At 61.3% G+C, this 20,416-nt stretch carries 15 protein-coding genes; 13 read left to right on the top strand and 2 right to left on the bottom strand.

Annotation, left to right across the window (positions count from 1 at the left end):
* The first annotated feature begins 96 nt into the window (after nucleotides 1-96).
* Entirely contained in the window at nucleotides 97-864 is a 768-nt protein-coding gene (locus QD409_RS04930; RefSeq protein WP_430761994.1) for a glycosyltransferase family 25 protein, read from the top strand.
* A gap of 117 nt (nucleotides 865-981) precedes the next feature.
* Here QD409_RS04930 and QD409_RS04925 read toward each other — a convergent pair whose 3' ends face one another.
* Together QD409_RS04925 and QD409_RS04920 are read right to left on the bottom strand one after the other, a co-directional pair.
* Nucleotides 982-2,964 (bottom strand): polysaccharide biosynthesis protein, encoded by a 1,983-nt coding sequence (locus QD409_RS04925; RefSeq protein ID WP_430761993.1) that lies wholly within the window; start codon nucleotides 2,962-2,964, stop codon nucleotides 982-984.
* A 213-nt stretch (nucleotides 2,965-3,177) separates the two neighbouring features.
* Nucleotides 3,178-4,860 (bottom strand): GumC family protein, encoded by a 1,683-nt coding sequence (locus tag QD409_RS04920; RefSeq protein ID WP_430761992.1) that lies wholly within the window; start codon nucleotides 4,858-4,860, stop codon nucleotides 3,178-3,180.
* Between the two features lie 189 nt (nucleotides 4,861-5,049).
* Here QD409_RS04920 and QD409_RS04915 point away from each other — a divergent pair, with 189 nt between their 5' ends.
* From QD409_RS04915 to QD409_RS04860, 12 genes are all read left to right on the top strand, one after another.
* The gene (locus QD409_RS04915; RefSeq protein WP_430761991.1) at nucleotides 5,050-6,129 is read left to right on the top strand and encodes a glycoside hydrolase family 5 protein; all 1,080 of its coding nucleotides are present in this window, start codon (nucleotides 5,050-5,052) and stop codon (nucleotides 6,127-6,129) included.
* Nucleotides 6,130-6,246: 117 nt separating this feature from the next.
* Nucleotides 6,247-7,491: a hypothetical protein gene (locus QD409_RS04910; protein ID WP_430761990.1), complete on the top strand. Its 1,245-nt coding sequence runs from the start codon at nucleotides 6,247-6,249 to the stop codon at nucleotides 7,489-7,491.
* Nucleotides 7,492-7,529: 38 nt separating this feature from the next.
* Nucleotides 7,530-8,555: an acyltransferase family protein gene (locus QD409_RS04905; protein WP_430761989.1), complete on the top strand. Its 1,026-nt coding sequence runs from the start codon at nucleotides 7,530-7,532 to the stop codon at nucleotides 8,553-8,555.
* 190 nt (nucleotides 8,556-8,745) lie between these two features.
* Nucleotides 8,746-9,630 carry a formyltetrahydrofolate deformylase gene (purU, locus tag QD409_RS04900; protein WP_430761988.1) on the top strand — a complete coding sequence of 295 codons (885 nt, stop codon included), beginning with the start codon at nucleotides 8,746-8,748 and terminating at the stop codon, nucleotides 9,628-9,630.
* Between the two features lie 85 nt (nucleotides 9,631-9,715).
* Nucleotides 9,716-10,267 carry a hypothetical protein gene (locus tag QD409_RS04895; protein WP_430761987.1) on the top strand — a complete coding sequence of 184 codons (552 nt, stop codon included), beginning with the start codon at nucleotides 9,716-9,718 and terminating at the stop codon, nucleotides 10,265-10,267.
* A gap of 237 nt (nucleotides 10,268-10,504) precedes the next feature.
* The gene (locus QD409_RS04890; RefSeq protein WP_430762083.1) at nucleotides 10,505-13,432 is read left to right on the top strand and encodes an aminotransferase; all 2,928 of its coding nucleotides are present in this window, start codon (nucleotides 10,505-10,507) and stop codon (nucleotides 13,430-13,432) included.
* Between the two features lie 512 nt (nucleotides 13,433-13,944).
* Complete coding sequence (locus QD409_RS04885) at nucleotides 13,945-14,139, top strand: hypothetical protein (protein WP_037155432.1); 195 nt, start codon at nucleotides 13,945-13,947, stop codon at nucleotides 14,137-14,139.
* A gap of 309 nt (nucleotides 14,140-14,448) precedes the next feature.
* Nucleotides 14,449-15,450: a P1 family peptidase gene (locus tag QD409_RS04880; protein ID WP_430761986.1), complete on the top strand. Its 1,002-nt coding sequence runs from the start codon at nucleotides 14,449-14,451 to the stop codon at nucleotides 15,448-15,450.
* 113 nt (nucleotides 15,451-15,563) lie between these two features.
* Nucleotides 15,564-17,093, top strand: a complete 1,530-nt coding sequence (locus QD409_RS04875; RefSeq protein ID WP_430761985.1) for an ABC transporter substrate-binding protein — start codon at nucleotides 15,564-15,566, stop codon at nucleotides 17,091-17,093.
* A gap of 87 nt (nucleotides 17,094-17,180) precedes the next feature.
* The gene (locus QD409_RS04870; protein WP_430761984.1) at nucleotides 17,181-18,134 is read left to right on the top strand and encodes an ABC transporter permease; all 954 of its coding nucleotides are present in this window, start codon (nucleotides 17,181-17,183) and stop codon (nucleotides 18,132-18,134) included.
* Nucleotides 18,131-18,997 carry an ABC transporter permease gene (locus tag QD409_RS04865; RefSeq protein ID WP_430761983.1) on the top strand — a complete coding sequence of 289 codons (867 nt, stop codon included), beginning with the start codon at nucleotides 18,131-18,133 and terminating at the stop codon, nucleotides 18,995-18,997. The genes QD409_RS04870 and QD409_RS04865 overlap by 4 nt, the downstream gene beginning before the upstream one ends.
* Nucleotides 18,998-19,020: 23 nt before the next feature.
* Nucleotides 19,021-20,412 carry an amidase gene (locus QD409_RS04860; protein WP_430761982.1) on the top strand — a complete coding sequence of 464 codons (1,392 nt, stop codon included), beginning with the start codon at nucleotides 19,021-19,023 and terminating at the stop codon, nucleotides 20,410-20,412.
* The last annotated feature ends 4 nt before the right edge of the window (nucleotides 20,413-20,416 follow it).

Here is a 20,416-nt window from a genome sequence, read left to right as displayed (position 1 = left end):
AAACCGTCATTCCAGTAACTGTCGACACGATTTCTGTTTGCAGGAGTAAAAGTCATTCTCGAACAGATTGATCGCCCCCCTCACATGATCAACCCCATGCTTGCTGACGACAGCGCCCAGCAGGTGCGCATCTATATCATCAACCTCGATCGCTCCCGCGATCGGTGGGAGCGTTTGAGCAGCCAGGCGGCGGAATACGATCTGGACGTCACGCGGGTTCCGGGAATCGACGGTCGGGCAATTGAGGAGAAGGATCGCGTCGATTTTCAGCCCAGCTCGTTCATCTACTATAATGGCCGCCAGCTTCTGCCGGGCGAATATGGCTGTTATCGCAGCCATCTGCTCGCTCTTGAGCAATTCGTCGCCACCGGCGACAAGATGGCCATCATCATGGAAGACGACGTCGATCTCAACGAGAGGCTGATCCCGCGGGCTATCGCTGCAATGGAGAGTGTCAGCGGCGCACGCCTCGTCAAGCTCGTCAATCATCGCCTGGTGGGCTTCAAACCGGTAGGCGAGACCACCGAAAAGGATGTCGTCGGCCGCTGCATGCACGGTCCTCAAGGCTCGGCCGCCTGCTATATCGTCAACCGCAAAGCCGCGATGAACCTGCTGGTGACGCTGAAGCCCCTGCTGCTTCCCTACGACGTCGCCCTCGAGCGCGGCTGGTCCACCGGTGTCGAGACGTTTACGACCCAGGAAAATCTCGTGGAATTCAGCCCGCATCGCGCCGATACAACAATCGGCAAGCGCGTGCACTATCGCGCCGTAAAGCGGCATTTCCTGTTAAGGCTGACGGCGCACTGGTTCCGCACCTGCGACCAGCTGCGCCGCTGGCGTTACGCCATCGGCGTCAAGCGATAAACGAACTCACCTGACGCTGAGATCAGACGATCGGCGCCGCACAGAAGCGTTCGACCGTTCCGTTTCGCCATCTGCCATCGATCTGGATGAAAACCGCAGCATGCGGTCGAACATGCTCTATAGCGGCACGACGTTGTCGAGGTCCGGCCGGTCGACCGCCAGGTCCGTTTCGCGTTCGCGATAGACCAGATCCACCACTTCACTGCTTGGCGCGTAGCCGGAGACGAGCTTCTCCAGCAAGGCTCTCGCCAAGGGTATGTCGTTTTCGTTCAACGCCGCCTCGAGTGCGGAAAGCCGCTTTGAAAGCTCCAGCCAGGGCAGGAAATCCTCCTTGGCCTGCATGATGCGCGGATGGCTCGTCGGCTGCGGGTTGTCGCCGATCAGCAATTCCTCGTAGAGCTTCTCGCCCGGCCGCAGCCCGGTGATTTCCAGCTCGATGTCGCCATCGGGCTCATCCGCATCCCGCACGGTCAGGCCGGATAGTTCCACCATGCGACGGGCGAGATCGGCAATACGCACCGGCTCACCCATATCAAGCAGAAAGACGTCGCCGCCTCCCGACATCGCGCCTGCCTGGATCACCAGCTGCGATGCTTCGGGGATGGTCATGAAATAGCGGGTTATTTCCGGATGTGTCAGCGTGATCGGACCGCCATCGCGGATCTGCTGGCGGAAGAGCGGTACGACGGAGCCGGAGGAACCAAGGACGTTGCCGAAGCGGACCATGGCGAAATTCGTGCCGTCCGTGCCCGGCTTCCGATCGGCATCCATCGCCTGCAGCACCATTTCCGCCAGCCGCTTGCTGGCGCCCATGATGTTGGTCGGCCGCACCGCCTTGTCGGTGCTGATGAGGACGAAGTTCTCCACCCCATGCTTGCGGGCTGCTTCCGCCGTAATCAGCGTCCCGAGCACGTTGTTGCGGACGCCTTCGACGGGATTGTATTCGACGAGCGGCACGTGCTTGTAGGCGGCGGCGTGATAGACGGTCTTCGGCCGCCATGCCTCCATGATCTGCCTGATCCGCTGGCCGTCTCGGACGGAGGCGAGGAAGGGGATGATGCGAATGTCGGCTTGTCCAGCGGAGGCCGCCGACTTCTCCAGCTCGCCGTGAATGGCATAGAGGCCGAATTCGCTCTGCTCCACCAGCAGCAGGGAAGATGGCCCATTCTTCAGGATCTGGCGGCAAAGCTCGCTGCCGATCGATCCGCCCGCGCCGGTCACCATGACCACCTTGCCGCGGATGTTTTTCTCGATCAGAGCCCGGTCGGGAGCGATGACGTTGCGGCCGAGCAGATCCTCGATATCGAGTTCGCGCAGGTCGGAGACGGCGACGCGCCCCTGCGCGAGCGCCGTCAGATCCGGCATGGTGCGTACGGTGACGCGCGCCTTGCGCATGTTTTCGAGAATTTCATTGCGTCGCTGCCGCGTCGCATTCGGCAAGGCCAAAAGCACGTCCTTGATGTCACCCGAAGCGGCAAGCGCCGGAAGGTCGGCCGGGTTGTAGATGGGCAGGCCGCCCATGATGCTGCCGTGCATGTTTCGATCATCGTCGAGATAGCCGACCACATTCAGTTCGGCGCTGTTGGCAAGAGCGCCCGCAAGCTGCCGGCCCGAAGCACCGGCGCCGTAGATCAATACCTTGGCGAGCTGATTGCGGTTCAGGAGCCGCTGATAGGCATTGCCGAGCCAATAGCGCGTCCACATGCGAGACAGGCCGATTGCGATCAGCAGCAGCAAGGGCTGCAATATGCCGACCGTGCGCGGCACGCCCGGCACGCTGATCGCCGTGAAAATCGTCATGAAGGCGAGCGCGTAGATCGCCACCGCCTTGACGACGGTCACAAAGGCCGACAGACCGGCGTATCGGAAGATGGCACGATAGAGGCCCAGCACGATGAAGATGGGGATGGCGACAAGAAGCGAGACAATGGCGGGCAGCCACTCGATGCCTTCCAGGATGACCCAATCGTCGAGGCGCAAGCAGTAGGCGAACCAGACCGTCAGCACGCAGAGGCTGGCATCAACAAGCAAGGCGAGCGCGCGCTTGGTTGGGCGCGGCAATGCCAGAAACGGCAGAACGAGCTTATCCGCGGGCACCATCGGTCAGTTCCCCTTGGTGCCGGTCATCAAAGCGGTACGCTGCTTCTCTCGCATAGATTGTCTCACGATGCGCCGCATGACGTACAATGATCGTATCGCACTTTCATTAGCGGGTCTCAATTCATTCCAGCGCCGACTTACATGTAGAACAGCCGGCGCACAATTGCATCCTCGATGTTGAAGACGCTGCCAGTGCAGAAAATTGAGAAAAGGTCACTTGCCGAGATAGCTGCGGACAATGGGGTGCCGAAATAGGCCAAGGAGGATGGCAAAGGCCATGCCGATCCCGGCGCCGAAGATCGCGCCGGCAATGAACCCCGCCACCATCATCACCTTGCGGCTCGGCCCATCCGCCGTCAGCGGTGGCTCCGCTTCGGAGATGACGCGAATATTACTGCGCGACAGATCCTGCGCATCGCTGGTCTGGCCGGAGCGCTTCAGAAGAGATTCGTAGAGATCGCGGGCGGCAGTGGCCTTGCGCTGCAGCTCGTTGAGGCCGACGAGCTTGCCCGACGTATTGACCTGGGATGCCTTCTGCACCGTCAATTCCTTGCCGATGTCCTGTTCGGCCCTCTGCGCCTGCTCGTAGTCGGAGCGCGCCGAGGTCATCTGCCGCTGCAATTCGTTGCGGATTTCAGCTCCCAGGCTGTCCAGTGAGGACTTGGCGGCGAGCAGGCGGGGATGGCGGGCGCCGAGCAGGCTTTGCAGGCTGCCGACATTAGCGGCAAGCGCCGCATATTGCTGGCGCAGACTGCTCAAGGCCGTTGATGTAGCGCTGGCCGCCGGATTGTTGGAGACGACATCCTCGAAGCTCAGCTTGCCGGCTGCGTCGGCGCGCGCCTTCGCCTCGATCGTCTTCTGCTGCGCGGTCACCAGCATGTCGTTGAGCGCAGTCAGGCGCTTGTCGGAAATCAGATTGCCCTCGACGGCGACGATATCGTTGTCGGCGCGATAGGTTTCGACTGATTTTTCAGCTGCAAGCACCTGCTGACGCAGATCGTCGAGCCGGCTGTCCAATGCGGTGTTGCTGGTCTTGTAGCTGCTGGCAGCCGCCTTGCTCTCTTCCTGCATGAAGGAAGAGACGAGCTGGTTGGCAATCGTGGCCGATTTTTGCGGATCGCGCGTCGTCACCTTCAACGTCACGACATAGGTGCTCGCCTCGCGGGCGATCTGCACGGCCTTCGCCAGCGTTGCCGTCGCAACATATTTGGCGGTGTCGCCCGTCGTGCCTCCGTTGAACTGCGGATCACGATCGAGCTTCAAAGCGTCGACGACATGGCCAAGCACCCGGCCCGAAGACAGGATCTGCGTCTGGCTGTCGATCATCGTCAGGATCAACTCGGGTGCCGTCGGCGCCTGCTGCGAGGAATCGGCGTTGCCGGCAGGTCGAGGATCGAAATAAAGACTGGTTGCGGCGGAGAATTTCTGCGGTACCAACCGAATGGCGCCCGCGCCCAGTACGGCGCCGACCAGCGCCAGTACGAGAACCACACGTTTCTTGCCCCAAATCGCGCGAACCGCACTGCGCAGGTCGAGCAAGGGCGTATCGGCACTTGCAGCAGGCACCGGCTGCATATCGGCCGGCGGCACGGCAACGGCCACGGGCTCCGGCATGGGCGCTGCAATCGGCTTGGCTATGGGCGCCTTGGCTGCGGGCGACTGGATTGTTTCCGCCTGGAATTCGCGTTTTGTTTGCTCCGGTGCGCGGGCGGCTGCTCTACTTGCCGGCTCCTCAGCCGGCCGAGCAGCCACATCCGGCTCCGCCTCGGTAACGAAGTCGCGCGGGCGCAGCAGCGGGCTGCGCGGACGCAAGCCCTGACGCTGCTCGTCAGACGGCTCAATGCCACGCCAACCCGGAAGTCGGTCCGATCGTTTGCTTCGTTCCATTGAGCTCATGTCAGGCTTTCAACGCTCTGCGGGCAAGTCGCGCCCGGCAGATGCCGCAAGTTTAGAAATGTTTGGCTAACGGAACATTAAGGACGCTCACAGGAAGTAACGAATCGGGAACCGGTGAGCCGTTTGCATTCACCATTGCTCAACAGGATGGTCCCTATGAAAATGACGCCTTCAAAGCAGGAGCGTGCCATGGCCGGACCGAAAACGAGACTGTTGCGTTGCCTGCTTGCCGCGACGGTGGCTTTTGCTTCCGCCTTGCCGGCCGGCAACGGGTTTGCCGCATCGCAGCTCTGCTATCGCGGCATCAATCTCTCCGGCGCCGAATATGGCGACCGCGACGGCGCGCTCGGCGTCAACTACACCTATCCCTCGGAAGAGACCGTGCGTTACTTCGCTGGCAAGGGCACGAATGTCGTGCGTCTGCCCTTCCGCTGGGAGCGCTTGCAACCGGTGCTCGGCCAGCCTTTCGACGGGGCGGAACTGCAGAGGCTGAAGGATGCCGTCGATCTCATTCAAAAGCACGGCATGGCCGTCGTCCTCGATCCGCATAATTTCGGCTATTACGACAAGGTGCAGGTGACGCAGGCACCGGCGACGGATCTCGCATTCGGCGATTTCTGGGCGCGGCTTGCCATCGAATTCGCCAATCGCAAGGGTGTCCTGTTCGGCCTGATGAACGAGCCGCACGATATCAAGGCGCCCGACTGGCTGGAGGCGGCCAATACGGCCATCCGCAGCATCCGTACGGTCGGTGCGCGCAATCTCATCCTCGTGCCCGGCACGAACTGGACTGGCGCTGCGAGCTGGGAGGTCGATCGGCTGGGTGGCGGTGCCAATGGCACGGTCATGCTCGGCGTCAAGGATCCGCTCGATTTCTACGCCTTCGAGTTTCATCAATATCTTGACGCCGACAGTTCCGGGACGCATCCGGTCTGCGACGGCAGCGACGCCGCGCAAAAGGGATTGAGCGATGTCACGAACTGGCTGCGCCAGAACGGCAAGCGCGGCTTTCTCGGCGAATTCGGCGTGCCCGGAAGCGAGCCCTGCCTTGACGGCCTGAAGGCGGTCTTCGGCATCATGGCCGACAATAGCGATGTGTGGCTCGGCTGGACCTATTGGGCGGCGGGCGAGTGGTGGCCGCCACAGGAGCCTCTGAATGTCCAACCACGAAACGGCAAAGACCGGCCGCAGATGAAGACGATCACCACCGCGATCGGCAAGAAGACGCCGCTTGCTGCAAGCTGCACCGCCGTCAAACCGGCCGGCTGATCGATAGCGCGGCCGATGGCCGGGCGGATAGCGCTTTGTCGCGAATCACGAGGCTGCTATCTTTGCGCCGGCATCGTAATGTCGGCCTTGAAAGGTCGCCGCAGCCCCGGACAACAGATGAAGAGCCTCCCCGACAAAGAACGCGTCGATTATCCGATCCTGGCAATCACGCTGTTTTCGGTGCTCTACAACTGCATCCTCGCCTATATCAATCACAACATCATGCAGCTTTCGGTCTCGCATGTCGTGCTCTGCGAGGGGCTGATGATGATCTCGAGCGTGGCCTTTATATTCAAGAAGGGCATCTACGAGGAGGATCTGCCGCTTGTCCTTTTTCTCGTCTTCACGTTAATCGTGACGATCTATATTACCGTTTTCAATCGCCTGACCTTCATCGATCAGTTCCGCAACGTGCTGATCATTTTCGCCTTTGCAGGCATCGGCAGCTGGGCGAGCGAACGCACGGTGAGGCTCATCTTCCGCATCGCCTGCTTTATGGTGCTCTTGTTCCTCGTCTGCGAAGTCGTCAGCACGCCGTTTTACGTCACGATCTTCCATCCCGCCGAATATTTCGAGAGCACGCGCGGCATCAAGCAAGTGAGCTTCAACACGACCGGCCTCTTCGCCAATGCGCTCGGCTTCCAGGGGCGCTTCTCCTTCGGCCTCATCGATCACCGTTCCTCGTCGATCTTCCTGGAGCAGGTGTCGCTTGCCAATTTCTGCGGCGTCAGCGTCATCTATCTGCTCTCCTTCTGGCCGAAGCTCGGCAAGATCGAGAAGATGCTGTTCATATCGACGATACTGCTGATCCTGCTCACCAACGACACCCGCACCATGCTGATCTTTTCCTGCGTCAGCATCGTCGGCTACTTCCTGTTTCCGAAGATCCCGAAGGTATTCAACCTCATCCTGATGCCGCTCATCATCCTGATCGGCTTCTTCGTGCATTTCATGAAGCCGGACGAGGTCGGCGACAATTTCACCGGGCGCATCGGCGTCACGGTCAAGAAGATGCTCGACCTGGACATCCAGTCCATGCTCGGCCTGTCGATCTCACGCATCGGCGAATTCGCCGACAGCGGCTACGTCTACCTCATCTACGGCTCGACGATCTTCGGCCTGATCGTCTTCTGGCTCTTCGTCTGCCTTTATCCTGCCGGAAAGTCGCCGGCACAGAGACGCTGCGCCCATTCACTCTCTCTTTTCATTTTTCTGAATATGATGATTGGCGGCACGGCGATCTTTTCCATCAAGATCGCCGGGCTGCTCTGGCTGCTTGTCGGTTACATGCGCGCTTCTGAGGAGCCGCGTACCCTGCGAGCGCGGTCGGAAACTTTAAATGGAAGCCGGGTGCCGGGCTGACCGCAATTCGCGTCGGCTACGGCCGCGTGAGGATCGGGATGCTTGTCCAGTTGCAGTATCTGCGTGCCATCGCTGCGCTGATGGTCGTCTATTTTCATTCGGTGCTGCAGGTGCCGAAGGTCGATCCCGGCTTCCAGACCGTGTTCCACCTCTTCGGCGAGACTGGCGTCGACATATTCTTCGTGCTCAGCGGCTTCGTCATGTGGCTGACCACGACGGGGCGGGAAGTGCGCCCGCTGGATTTCTACCGCCGCCGCATCCAGCGTATCGTGCCGCTCTACTGGCTGGCGACCCTGTTTGCGGCCTGTGTCGCGCTCGTGGCGCCGACGCTGCTGAAGTCGACGGTCTTCGAGTTTCCGCATGTCTTTGCCTCGCTGTTCTTCCTTCCCTGGAAAAACCCGGCCGACCCGACACTGACCGTCCCCGTGGTCGTCCCCGGCTGGACGCTGAACTACGAAATGTTCTTCTATTTCGTATTCGGCCTGCTGCTGCTCGTGCGCGAGAAATGGCGCATGGCCGCGCTCTTCGGCACCATGACGGCCATCATCCTTTTCTGCCGGATCCTGCCGGGTGAGCTGACGGCCGCCAAATTCTACGGCGATCCGATCATCTATGAATTCCTGGCCGGCGTTCTCCTCGCCAAGCTCTATCTCGACAAGATCCTGTTGCCGCAGACGGTTGCCTGGCCGACCCTGGTGATGGGATTTTCTTTCCTGCTGATCAACGAGACGCTGTGCGACGCCAGCATGCGCTCATACATGTGGGGGATTCCCGCTATCGTCATCGTCTATTCGGCGGTATCGATAGACTTTTCGAAGCTCCCGGTGATCGGCTCGCTGAATTATCTCGGCGACGCCTCCTACAGCATCTATATCACCCACGCCTTCACGCTCGCCGTCCTTCGTGTGGTCTGCGTCCACCTGAATATCGACATTCTGGCGAATGCTCCGATCTTCGTCAGCTGCTGCATCCTCTTCTCGGCGCTCGGCGGCGCTATCGTCCATGAGCTGACGACACCCAGCCGGTGGCGGAAGTGGAAAAGGAAGCCCGCAGTCGCTGTCTGACCGCTCTGGCATCAGATTCTTGCCGTCTTCTCTCACGACGACGGGGATGCGCGGCTGGAAGACGCAATGGGAACGGAATTTTCCCCCGCCTGCCCTAAGCTCTGCCTCAGATTTGGGTCGGGAGCTTTTCCCTGCCGGTTGATTGCGATAAGCGAGCGGCCACAGTGAGCCGCTTTACGAGGTAAGAGATATGAAGAGCTATGTACTGACAGTGGCGTGCAAGTCGACGCGCGGGATTGTGGCGGCGATATCGAACTATCTCGCCGAACAGGGCTGCAACATCGTCGACTCCAGCCAGTTCGACGATCTCGATACCGGCATGTTCTTCATGCGCGTCTCCTTCATTTCCGAAGAGGGTGTCGGTGAGGCGGCACTGGTCGAGGGCTTCAAGCCGATCGCCGACAAGTTTGCCATGGTTGCCGACATTCATGACAGCAAGAAGCGCATGAAGGTGCTCTTGATGGTCTCGCGTTTCGGCCATTGCCTCAACGACCTGCTCTACCGCTGGAAGATCGGCGCGCTGCCGATCGACATCGTCGGCGTCGTCTCCAACCACTTCGAATATCAGAAGGTCGTCGTCAATCACGACATCCCCTTCCACCACATCAAGGTGACGAAGGAGAACAAGCCGCAGGCGGAAGCGCAGCTTCTGGATCTGGTCGAGCAGACCGGCACCGAGCTGATCGTGCTGGCCCGCTACATGCAGGTGCTGTCGGATGCGCTGTGCCGCAAGATGTCCGGCCGCATCATCAACATCCACCACTCCTTCCTGCCGTCGTTCAAGGGCGCCAATCCCTACAAGCAGGCCTATGAGCGCGGGGTGAAGCTGATCGGGGCGACGGCGCATTACGTCACCGCTGATCTCGACGAAGGTCCGATCATCGAGCAGGACACGGCGCGCATCACACATGCACAATCAGCGGACGACTATGTGTCGATCGGCCGCGATGTGGAGAGCCAGGTGCTGGCGCGTGCCATCCATGCACATATCCACTTCCGCACCTTCCTCAACGGCAACCGCACCGTCGTCTTCCCGGCAAGCCCGGGAAGCTACGCATCCGAGCGCATGGGCTGAGGCACGGGCTTCCATCCCTTTTCTTTTCGCTTCAAGCCCGATTTGATATTGCTGATATCGAATCGGGCCAAGGCAAGGAAAAGACATGTCATTCTATCGTGACGGAACGCTGCTGCTGACGGCGTTTCTTTTGGGTGCTCCAGCGGTGCACGCCGCGACTGCCGAGCACGATCCCACGAAGATCGATTTTGCCAAGCTGATCGAATGTGCGACCTACGACGTGCCGAGCTACAACGATTTCGCCATGTGGCTGACCGGACCGGAGAGTGCAGCCGCCATGAAGCTATTCGGCATCAGCGAGCTGCCATCAGACAATCCTCTTCTGAGAGAATTTCAGCTGGCGGCCCCGGTAAGCGTCTTCGGGCGGCAGACGAGCAGGATCGCTTTTGCCTCCTCCGGACCCTTGGCCGTGCTCGACGAGCCTGATCCGCACCCGCTTGCCAAGACACTCGGCGTGACGGCGGCAGTCGACCAGCCGAACAAATTCCTCGGTGCGAAGGAAATCATGTCGAACCGGGAGCAGCTCGAAAATTCCGATACCGTGCTCCATACGGTCATCTCCCTCAACGTCTCGACAGACGACAGCCACCCCGGCAAGACGCTGGCCGGTTGCAGCTATTCGATCGAGGTCGAATAGTTGGGAACGGGATCGTGAAAAGGCAGTTCGGTTTTCGCCGAAAATCCCGTTCTCATCCTCTGGTTTAGATCGGGATTCGGATTTCAGGTCCGCCGGATGTAGAATCAGCCCGATCTAGCCGGGCATGATCTGCGGCCTATCTTCTCCCAATTGCTCGACCGCTCTATCTGTTTTGGGTAATTTTCTTTAGAGTGGAATGGTTTAGTGTCGACACAAGTGAACCATCCGGGGGATGCCATGGCCGACGCCGCGCTCGTAAATCGTATGCAATTGCCGAGACCCGACATTACGCCGGAAGACGCGGTCGAGATTTTGCAGACGCATTACGGCCTGAGCGGGACATTGACCGAGCTCGGCAGCCAACAGGACCGCAACTATCGCATCGATGCCGGCGACAACGCCTATGTGCTGAAGATCTGCCGGGCGGAGTATGAGCTGATCGAGCTTGAGGCGCAGAACGCCGCCATTCGCCATCTGCATGCAAAGCCGGATGCGCCGCGCATACCCGAGGTGGTGCCATCCCTGAACGGCCGCGACATTCTCACCATCACCATCCGCGAACAGGACTATCTGATCCGGCTGCTCGGCTTTCTCCCCGGCCGGACGCTGACGCAGCGCAAATATTTGCCGCCGGCTGCGGCCGCCGGCCTTGGCGCGCTTTCCGCCAGACTTGCCCGCGACCTTGCCGATTTCGACCATCCCGGCCTGCATCGGAACCTGCAGTGGGACCTGCGCAGAGCCGGGCCGGTCGCCGTGCAGCTGCTATCGACCATAACGGACCATGAGGCGCGCGACCGCATCGCCAAGGCGATGGTGGCCGCCGTCAAGCGCATCCAGCCGCTCGCAGGCGCCTTGCGCGTTCAGCCGGTGCACCACGACGTCACCGACGACAATGTCGTCAGCCATCCCGATGCGCACGGGCAGCAGGTGCCCGACGGCGTGATCGATTTCGGCGATATCATCCAGGGCTGGCTGGTGGGCGATCTTGCCGTCACCTGCGCCTCGCTGCTGCATCATGCCGATGGCAACCCCTTCTATATCCTTCCGGCGATCAAGGCCTATCATGCCGTCTATCCGCTGGAAGAGACCGAAGCCAAGGCATTGTGGCCGTTGATCGTCGCGCGTGCCGTCATCCTGGCCGCAAGCAGCGAGCAGCAGCTCGCCATCGACCCCGATAACGAATATGTGCGCGGCAATCTCGACTTCGAGCGCCAGATCTTCGATGTCGCCACCGGCGCGCAGCCGGATGTGATGGAAGCGGCAATTCTGCGGACGATCGGCTTCGATGTCGCCCCGATCGCGACGGAGGGCTGGTCGGCGCTTCTGCCTGATGTCGATCAGCAGCAGATCGCCGCCATCGATCTTTCCGTGACCGGACCCGATTTCATCGATGCCAATTGGCAGAAGCCCGACATGGATTGGCGGCTGCTCGCGCAGGCGGCCATCTCTTCCGGTGCGGCGGCGACCCGTTACGGCGAATTCCGCCTATCGCTAGCCTCGCCGCTCAGCATGGCAGCGCCGCAGAATTTCGCCCTGCATAACGACGTGTGCCTGCCGTCCGGCTCGACGGTTGCCGCACCTTTCCCAGGTCTCCTGCAGCGGCAAGGGCAACATTTGGTCCTTGTCGGCGAAGAAGTCAGCCTGCATCTCGATGGCCTCGAGAGCGCACTCGAAGATGGCGCAGCGATAGAACAGGGCGCGACGATCGGGACCATCGGCAGCGAAGGATCGGCGATCGGCGGGCTGCGCATCCAGCTCTGCCGCGTGCCAAGCCTCGTGCCGCCGCTCTTTGCGGCAGCGGACCAGGCGGACGGATGGTCAGCAATCTGCCCCTCCCCCGTCGCACTTCTCAACGCCGCCTGCGAAGCGCCGCGACCGGATGCTTCCGCGCTGCTTTCCCTGCGCAACGCGCACTTCGCCAAGCCGCAGAAACACTATTACGAGACCCCGCCGCAGATCGAGCGCGGACGGCGCGAATTCCTGTTCGACATGCAGGGCCGGTGCTATCTCGACATGGTCAACAACGTCACTACGCTCGGCCACGCCCATCCGCGGCTGACGGCTGCCGTTGCGCAGCAATTGTCGCTGCTCAATACCAACTCCCGCTTCCACTATTTGGCCGTCGCGGAGTTTTCGGAACGGCTGGCGATGCTGGCGCCGGAGGGGCTCGACAGCGTCTTCCTCGTCAATAGCGGCTCCGAGGCCAATGATCTCGCCATCCGCCTTGCTTGGGCGCATACGGGCAAGAAGAACATGCTCTGCCTGCTGGAGGCCTATCATGGCTGGACGGTCGCGAGCGATGCGGTCTCCACCTCGATTGCGGACAACCCGCAGGCACTGACGACGCGTCCCGACTGGGTCCACCCGGTCACTTCGCCCAATACCTATCGCGGCCCGTTCCGAGGCCCCGATTCGGCATCAGACTACCTTGTTGACCTCACCGATAAGTTGCAGGCGATCGATGAGAAGGGCGACGGCGTCGCCGGCTTCATCGCCGAGCCCGTCTACGGCAATGCCGGCGGTATAGCCCTTCCCCATGGCTATCTTGCCGGCGCATATGATGCCGTACGGCAGCGCGGCGGCCTCTGCATCGCCGATGAGGTGCAGGTGGGCTATGGCCGCCTCGGCGAACACTTCTGGGGCTTCGAAAGTCAGGGCGTGGTGCCCGACATCATCACCATTGCCAAGGGCATGGGCAACGGCCATCCGCTGGGTGCAGTCATCACCCGCCGCGAAATCGCCGAATCGCTGGAACGGGAAGGCTATTTCTTCTCCTCCGCCGGCGGCAGCCCGGTCAGCTGCGTGGTCGGGCTCACGGTTCTCGACATCCTCAGGGACGAGAATCTGCAGGAAAACGCCAGCGTCGTCGGCGATCGTCTGAAGGCGGGGCTGATCGAGCTGATGGATCGCTTCCCGCTGATCGGCGCCGTGCACGGCACAGGGCTTTATCTCGGTGTGGAATTCGTCCGCGACCGGGAGGCGCTGACGCCAGCCACCGAGGAGACAGCAGCGATCTGCGAGCGGCTGCTCGATCTCGGGGTCATCATGCAGCCGACCGGCGATCACCTGAACGTGCTGAAGATCAAGCCGCCGCTGTGTCTGGCGCCGGAGAGCGCCGATTTCTTCGTAAAGGCCTTGGAAAAGGTGCTTCAGGACGGATTTTGATGCCGTGTTTGCGCCGTTAACCATTGAGGTGATTTGGCGGCGAGCGAATTTAAATGCCGTTGGGGCATTGTCGAATCTCCCGCCAGTTCCTATCTGTCTGTCGGTGATCGGCAAGCCGTCCCGACACGGGTAGCAATGTGAAGGCATTTAACACAACCTTCCTCACTACTCGCCAGGTGCGGAATTTTATTTTCCTGATCGCCGATTTTTTGACATCTTTCGGAATATGGTTCTGAAGATGAAATTGCTATTATCTACTAATAGAGTAGATAATAGTGCACCGGATCGCCGCGCTCCGTTGTCGGAGCCTTTAGCAAGTACAACGCCAATTGAGGGAGTGACATGCTGAATATTAAAGTCATCGCTTCGATCCTTGGGCGGTCCGTGCTTGGCAATGACCGCTCGGGCACGCTCTCCCGCCCGCGCTGTCGAATGTGACGTTCGTCCTCTTATCGGATTCAAACAGTCAATTCGCCATGTCTGCGCCTTGAGCGCGCAGAGGGAGTCTATGTATGAAGAAGCAAGTTATCGAATACGCCGGCGTTCCCGTCGGCATCGTCGTTCCTGATCAGGATCGGCTCAAGTTCATTGCTGTGAAGTACCATGTCCATGATCTGGACGAGCAGCATTTCAGAAACGCAGACGAAGTGAAGCTTGCGATCCGCGACCTTCTTTCCCGGCAGCCGGCGCAGCCGATCCATGTTTGATGGATCGGCTCGCCTTTACTCTTGCATCACAAAATCATCCGCCCTCGCCCTTCGACAAGCTTAGGGTGAGGGCTAGTCTTTTTCACTCCGATTGGCGGATCGAATCCCGCCTCGGCTTTTGAAATCAAACTTTATTGCATTCGAGCGAGAGCTATTCCGCCCTCGTGATGAGGTGCGAAAGCCCAAAGGGCTGTAGCCTCGAACCGCGAGGGTCGGCCTCAACGCCCACAAACCCATCTTGTCTTTTCACCCTCTTTACGGTCCTATCGCCATGACGACCTTGCGTTGCGAACGGCGAAGGATTTTTTGTTGCCTGATCATCTCAATCTCCTGACCGATATCGAGGGCGTCGCCGTCGGACATTCTACCGATCTTGCGCTTGGCTCCGGTGTCACTGCCATCATCTTCGATGAGCCGGCCGTCGCATCCGGCACGGTTCTTGGCGGCGCGCCGGGCGGTCGGGATACGGCGCTGCTGGAGCCGGCAATGACGGTCGGCGTGGTGGATGGCTTCGTTCTCTCCGGCGGCTCGGCCTTCGGGCTCGATGCCGCAGGCGGAGTGCAGGCGGGCTTGAGGGAGATCGGCCGCGGCTTGCAGGTCGGCGATGTGCGAGTGCCGATCGTGCCGCAGGCGATCCTTTTCGATCTCATCAACGGCGGCAACAAGGATTGGGGGCTGCAATCGCCCTATCGCGACCTCGGCTATGCCGCCTTCAAGGCGGCAGGCAAAGGGCCGTTCGCACTCGGCACGGTCGGCGCGGGCACCGGCGCCACGACGGCAACGGTCAAGGGCGGGCTAGGTTCGGCCAGTGCCGTCAGCAGCAGGGGATACAAGATCGCCGCCATCGTCGCCGTCAATGCGCTAGGCTCGGCCACCATCGGCGACGGCCCGCATTTCTGGGCGGCTCCTTTCGAGGAAAATGGCGAATTCGGCAGCCTCGGCGTGCCTGAGATCATCGATTCGCGTCTGCGGCTGAAGGGCACCAACATCACCGCCACGACCATCGGTGCCATAGTTACCGATGCCCAGCTGACCAAAGCCGAAGCGCATCGCCTGTCGATCTCAGCGCATGACGGCTTTGCCCGCGCCCTGCTGCCGACGCACCTGCCGCTCGACGGCGACACCGTGTTTGCCGCATCCACCGGCAAGCACGCTCGCGACGACATGCCGAGCTTCATGGAACTCTGCCACCTCGCCGCCATCGTCATGGCGCGCGCAATTGCCCGCGGCGTCTACGAGGCGACGGCACTGCCGGTCGAGGGCGGACAACAGACCTGGCGGGACAGCTTCACCGGACCGCGGAACATCTGACCGCACATGCACAAACTTTTGGAATTGTGTGCGCACCTGCGAGATGACACTATCTTGAAAAGACCGCATGTCGGAGGGAAGCCGGCTTTGCGGACAAAAGCAAGGAAGCTGAGATGACCAAGTTTTCACGCCAGAGCCTTGGCGATATCGCGCGCAGGCTTGCCTGTGGCGCGGCGCTTTCCGCCGGCCTGCTAATGATGGGCCTGACGCCCGCCGAAGCCGCGAAGACGACGCTCAATCTCGGCATGAGCGTCGAGCCGACGGGCCTCGATCCGACGATCGCCGCACCCGTCGCGATCGGTCAGGTCACCTGGCAGAATATTTTCGAGGGGCTGGTTGCCATCGACGAAAACGGCAAAATCGTTCCGCAGCTCGCAAAGAGCTGGGAGATTTCGCCGGATGGGCTGACCTATACGTTCAAGCTCCAGACCGGCGTGAAATTCCATGACGGCGAGGCCTTCGATTCAGCCGCAGCCAAATTCACGCTCGATCGCGCCCGCGGCACCGATTCCGTCAATCCGCAGAAGCGCTTCTTTGCGACCGTCGCCTCGATCGACACGCCGGATCCGGAAACGCTGGTCCTCCATCTCTCCTCGCCGACCGGCAGCCTGCTCTATTGGCTCGGCTGGCCCTCCTCGGTCATGGTTGGCCCAAAATCCTCCGCCAACGACAAGACGGCCCCCGTCGGCACCGGCCCGTTCAAATTCTCCGCCTGGGCCAAGGGCGACCATGTCGACCTCGTGAAGAACCCGGACTACTGGAACAAGTCGATCGACGTGAAGCTCGAAAAAGTGACCTTCCGCTTCATTTCCGATCCGCAGGCGGAGGCCGCTGCGCTGAAGGCCGGCGACGTCGATGCCTTTCCGGAATTCGCAGCCCCCGAGCTCGTAAATTCCTTCGAGGGCAACTCCAGGCTCACGACCAAGATCGGCAATACCGAGCTGAAGGTCGTGGCCGGCATGAACAACACGCGCAAGCCCTTCGACGACAAGCGCGTGCGCCAGGCCCTGATGATGGCGCTCGACCGCAAGACGATCATCGAAGGTGCCTGGTCCGGCTTCGGCACGGCAATCGGCAGCCACTACACACCGAACGACCCCGGCTACAAGGATCTGACCGGCACGCTGCCCTATGATCCCGCCAAGGCCAGGGCACTGCTTTCCGAAGCCGGCTATCCAAATGGTTTCACCTTCACCATCAAGACGCCGCAAATGGCCTATGCGCCGCGCAGCGCGCAGGTGATGCAGGCGATGCTTGCCGATATCGGCGTGACGATGAATATCGAGCCGACGGAATTCCCGGCGAAATGGGTGCAGGACGTCTTCAGCGGCCGCAACTATGACATGACCATCGTCGCCCATGCCGAGCCGCTGGACATCGATATCTATTCGCGCGACCCCTATTACTTCAATTACAAGAACCCGGCCTTCAACCAGCTGATGAAGAAGATCCAGCTCACCGCCGATGTAGCCGAACAGAACAAGCTCTATGGAGAGGCACAAAGCATTCTTGCCGAGGATGTTCCGGCCCTCTATCTCTTCGTCATGCCGAAGCTTGGCATTTGGGATAAAAAGTTGAAGGGCCTTTGGGAGAATGAGCCCATTCCCTCGAACGTGCTGACCAAGGTATCCTGGGACGATTGATCGCTTCTGCGCGACGATGCCGACGGGCGGATCGCGCCGCCCGCCGTCGAGGTTCACGACGCCGGCACGATCGGCCACGGACATGCTATGATCGCACTGCTTACCCGCCGCATCTTCGGACTCGTCCTGACGCTGATCGCCGTCTCGCTGCTGATCTTTGCCGTCATGGCGCTGCTGCCGGGCGATCCGGCCGCCATCACGCTCGGCACCTCGGCGACACCGGAGACGCTTGCAGCGCTCAGGCATGAGATGGGCCTCGACCAGCCGTTGATCGTCCGCTACGGGCAATGGCTTGCCGGCGCGCTGACGGGTGATCTCGGCACGTCCTACACCTACGGCGTTCCGGTCGCCGGCCTCATCTCCGAGCGGCTCGCCGTCACACTGCCGCTTGCGGCCCTTGCCATCCTACTATCCGTCCTTATCGCGGTGCCGCTCGGCGTGGCTGCGGCCGCCAAGCGCGGCGGCTTCTTCGATATCCTCGCCACACTGTTTTCGCAGATGGGTATTGCCGTGCCGGGCTTCTGGGTTGGCCTGCTGCTGGTGCTGGTGTTTGCCACTTCGCTCGGCTGGATGCCGGCTGGCGGCTTTCCTGGCTGGAGCAACGGAGTGTGGCCGGCCTTGAAATCGCTGGTGCTGGCGGCTATCGCGCTGGCGCTGCCACAAGCGGCGGTGTTGACCCGGGTCACCCGCTCGGCCGTGCTCGACACGCTGCACGAGGATTTTGCCCGCACGGCGGTCGCCAAGGGCCTGTCGCGCGGCCGCGTGCTCTGGGGACATGTGGTGCCGAACGCGCTGGTGCCGATACTGACCATCCTCGGGCTGCAGTTCACCTTTCTGGTCGCCGGCGCCGTGCTGATCGAAAACGTCTTCACGCTGCCCGGCCTTGGCCGCCTCGCCTATCAGGCACTCAGCCAGCGTGACGTCATCGTGCTTCAGGATGTCGTGCTGTTCTTTGCCGGCCTCGTGATCGTCGTAAACTTCCTGGTGGATCTTTTCTATCTCGCCATAGATCCGCGACTGCGCGCCGGAGGGGCACGATGATTGCAGCCGAAACCAGACCCGCTGCCCGGCCCTCTCGTTCGCGGTTTTGCGCATTGCGGCGCGCGAACCTCGTCGCTGGCGCCTTGATCATCCTCGCCCTCGTATGCGTCGCCATCGTCTCGCTATTCTGGACGCCGGTTCCGCCGGCGAAGGTGCAGATCATCCATAAGCTGCATCCGCCCTTCGGCTTCGGGCTTCTCGGCACCGATCAGCTCGGCCGCGACGTTTTGTCGATGCTGATGGCCGGCTGCTGGAATTCGCTGTCGATCTCCGTGTCGGCCGTCGCGATCGGCGGGACGCTCGGGACAATCATCGGCGTTTCCGCCGCCGCCCAACGAGGACTGTTCGAGGCACTCGTCATGCGGGCTTGCGATGTCATCTTCGCACTGCCGCCGATCCTTTCGGCCATGATCCTCGGCGCGTTTCTCGGGACCGGGCGCATGACGGCCATTATAGCCATTGCGGTTTTCATGGTGCCGGTGTTCGCCCGTGTCGCACTCGGCTCGGCCCTGCAGGCCTGGAGCCGTGACTATGTGCTGGCGGCACGCGCCATCGGCAATACGCAGCTTGCCATCACGCTCCGCCACGTCCTGCCAAACATCATGGGCAACATCATCGTCCAGGCGACGATCCAGCTAGGTCTCGCGATTCTGACCGAGGCCGGGCTTGCATTCCTAGGCCTCAGCGTGCCACCGCCGGCACCGACCTGGGGCCGCATGCTGGCAGAAGCGCAGACCTATTTCCACGTCGCGCCGTGGCTGGCTCTTCTGCCGGGCCTTGCCATCGCGCTCTCCGTGCTCGGCTTCAACCTGCTCGGCGACGGGCTGCGCGATCTCCTTGACCCCCGCGAGGCGACGCGCTGACTAGGACATAAAGAGTATAGACCATGACCGAACCGACCGATCTTTCCATCCGTGAATTAAGACGCAAATTCACTAAGAAGAGCCTGTCTCCCAGCGAATACTGGCTGGCGCTCGAACAGCATATAGAGGCATGGGAGCCGACGATATCGGCGCTTTATGCCTATGATCCTGAGGACGCCCGCAGGCAGGCGGCCGCCTCCACGGAGCGCTGGGCAAAGGGCGCGCCGCTCGGGGCTCTGGATGGCATTCCGGTGACGCTAAAGGAACTGATCGCCACCAAGGGGCAGCCGGTGCCGCTTGGCACGGCGGCTGTCGAGCTTGTTCCCGCCGCTGAGGACGCGCCGATCGCCGCCCGCCTGCGCGAGGATGGGGCGGTGATTTTCGCCAAGACCACCTGCCCTGACTACGGCATGCTCTCCTCCGGCCTCTCCAGCTTTCACAAGCTCAGCCGCAATCCTTGGGACCCGAGCCAGAATCCGGGCGGCTCCAGCGCCGGTGCATCGGCTGCGGCCGCAGCCGGCTATGGACCGCTGCATATCGGCACCGATATCGGCGGCTCGGTGCGCCTACCGGCAGGCTGGACGGGTATTTTCGGCTTCAAGCCGAGCCACGGCCGCATTCCAGTCGATCCCTATTATGTCGGGCGATGCGCCGGACCAATGACCCGCACGGTCGAGGACGCCGCCTTCTCGATGGCGACGCTCTCGCGCCCCGACTGGCGCGATGGCACCAGCCTGCCGCCAAACGAAATCGACTGGATGGATCTCGGTATCGACGTCAGCGGTATGAAGATCGGTCTGATGCTGGATGCAGGCTGCGGCTTGCCCGTAGATGATGAGGTGTGCGATGCGGTCGTTGCCGCCGCCAAGCGCTTCGAGGAAGCGGGCGCCGTCATCGTCGACGTCGCGCCAGTGCTAAGTAGGCAGATGCTGGATGGCCTCGATGTCTTCTGGCGTGCGCGCTTCTGGGGCGACATCATGGGGCTGAGCGAGGAGCGCCGCAACTCGATCCTGCCCTATATCCATAGCTGGGCGAAGAGCGGCGCCGACATCAGCGGCGTCGATGCGGTTCGCGGCTTTAACCAGACGATCGAAATGCGCAAGAGCTGTGGAAAACTCTTCGCAGCGGTGGACGCCGTGCTTTCACCGACCAATCCGATCGTCTCCTATCCCGCCGAATGGGCCTCCCCGACCAACGATCCTGCCCGGCCTTTCGAGCATATCGGCTTCACCGTTCCGTGGAACATGTCGGAGCAGCCGGCCGCGTCGATCAATTGCGGCTTCTCCCGCTCGGGCATGCCGATAGGCCTGCAGATCGTCGGCCCACGCTTCGGCGACATGCTCGTGCTGCGTCTTTCCAAGGCTTTCGAGGACTGGAGCGGCGGCGTGACGAACTGGCCGAAGCGTCCGGCATAAGCAA

The sequence above is a fragment of the Rhizobium sp. BR 315 genome (assembly GCF_050577975.1).
Classification (GTDB): domain Bacteria; phylum Pseudomonadota; class Alphaproteobacteria; order Rhizobiales; family Rhizobiaceae; genus Rhizobium; species Rhizobium miluonense.
The sequence above is the reverse complement of the archived record's forward strand: the minus strand, read 5'-3'. Positions and strand labels throughout refer to the sequence as shown.

Excerpts from the sequence above, each read along its gene's own strand:
- QD409_RS04860 (WP_430761982.1), top strand. The coding sequence starts at position 19,021 with ATGACCGAACCGACCGATCTTTCCATCCGTGAATTAAGACGCAAATTC.
- QD409_RS04930 (WP_430761994.1), top strand. The coding sequence starts at position 97 with ATGCTTGCTGACGACAGCGCCCAGCAGGTGCGCATCTATATCATCAAC.
- QD409_RS04910 (WP_430761990.1), top strand. The coding sequence starts at position 6,247 with ATGAAGAGCCTCCCCGACAAAGAACGCGTCGATTATCCGATCCTGGCA.
- QD409_RS04915 (WP_430761991.1), top strand. The coding sequence starts at position 5,050 with ATGGCCGGACCGAAAACGAGACTGTTGCGTTGCCTGCTTGCCGCGACG.
- QD409_RS04925 (WP_430761993.1), bottom strand. The coding sequence starts at position 2,964 with ATGGTGCCCGCGGATAAGCTCGTTCTGCCGTTTCTGGCATTGCCGCGC.
- QD409_RS04865 (WP_430761983.1), top strand. The coding sequence starts at position 18,131 with ATGATTGCAGCCGAAACCAGACCCGCTGCCCGGCCCTCTCGTTCGCGG.
- QD409_RS04905 (WP_430761989.1), top strand. The coding sequence starts at position 7,530 with ATGCTTGTCCAGTTGCAGTATCTGCGTGCCATCGCTGCGCTGATGGTC.
- QD409_RS04895 (WP_430761987.1), top strand. The coding sequence starts at position 9,716 with ATGTCATTCTATCGTGACGGAACGCTGCTGCTGACGGCGTTTCTTTTG.
- QD409_RS04885 (WP_037155432.1), top strand. The coding sequence starts at position 13,945 with ATGAAGAAGCAAGTTATCGAATACGCCGGCGTTCCCGTCGGCATCGTC.
- QD409_RS04890 (WP_430762083.1), top strand. The coding sequence starts at position 10,505 with ATGGCCGACGCCGCGCTCGTAAATCGTATGCAATTGCCGAGACCCGAC.
- QD409_RS04870 (WP_430761984.1), top strand. The coding sequence starts at position 17,181 with ATGATCGCACTGCTTACCCGCCGCATCTTCGGACTCGTCCTGACGCTG.
- purU (WP_430761988.1), top strand. The coding sequence starts at position 8,746 with ATGAAGAGCTATGTACTGACAGTGGCGTGCAAGTCGACGCGCGGGATT.
- QD409_RS04875 (WP_430761985.1), top strand. The coding sequence starts at position 15,564 with ATGACCAAGTTTTCACGCCAGAGCCTTGGCGATATCGCGCGCAGGCTT.
- QD409_RS04920 (WP_430761992.1), bottom strand. The coding sequence starts at position 4,860 with ATGAGCTCAATGGAACGAAGCAAACGATCGGACCGACTTCCGGGTTGG.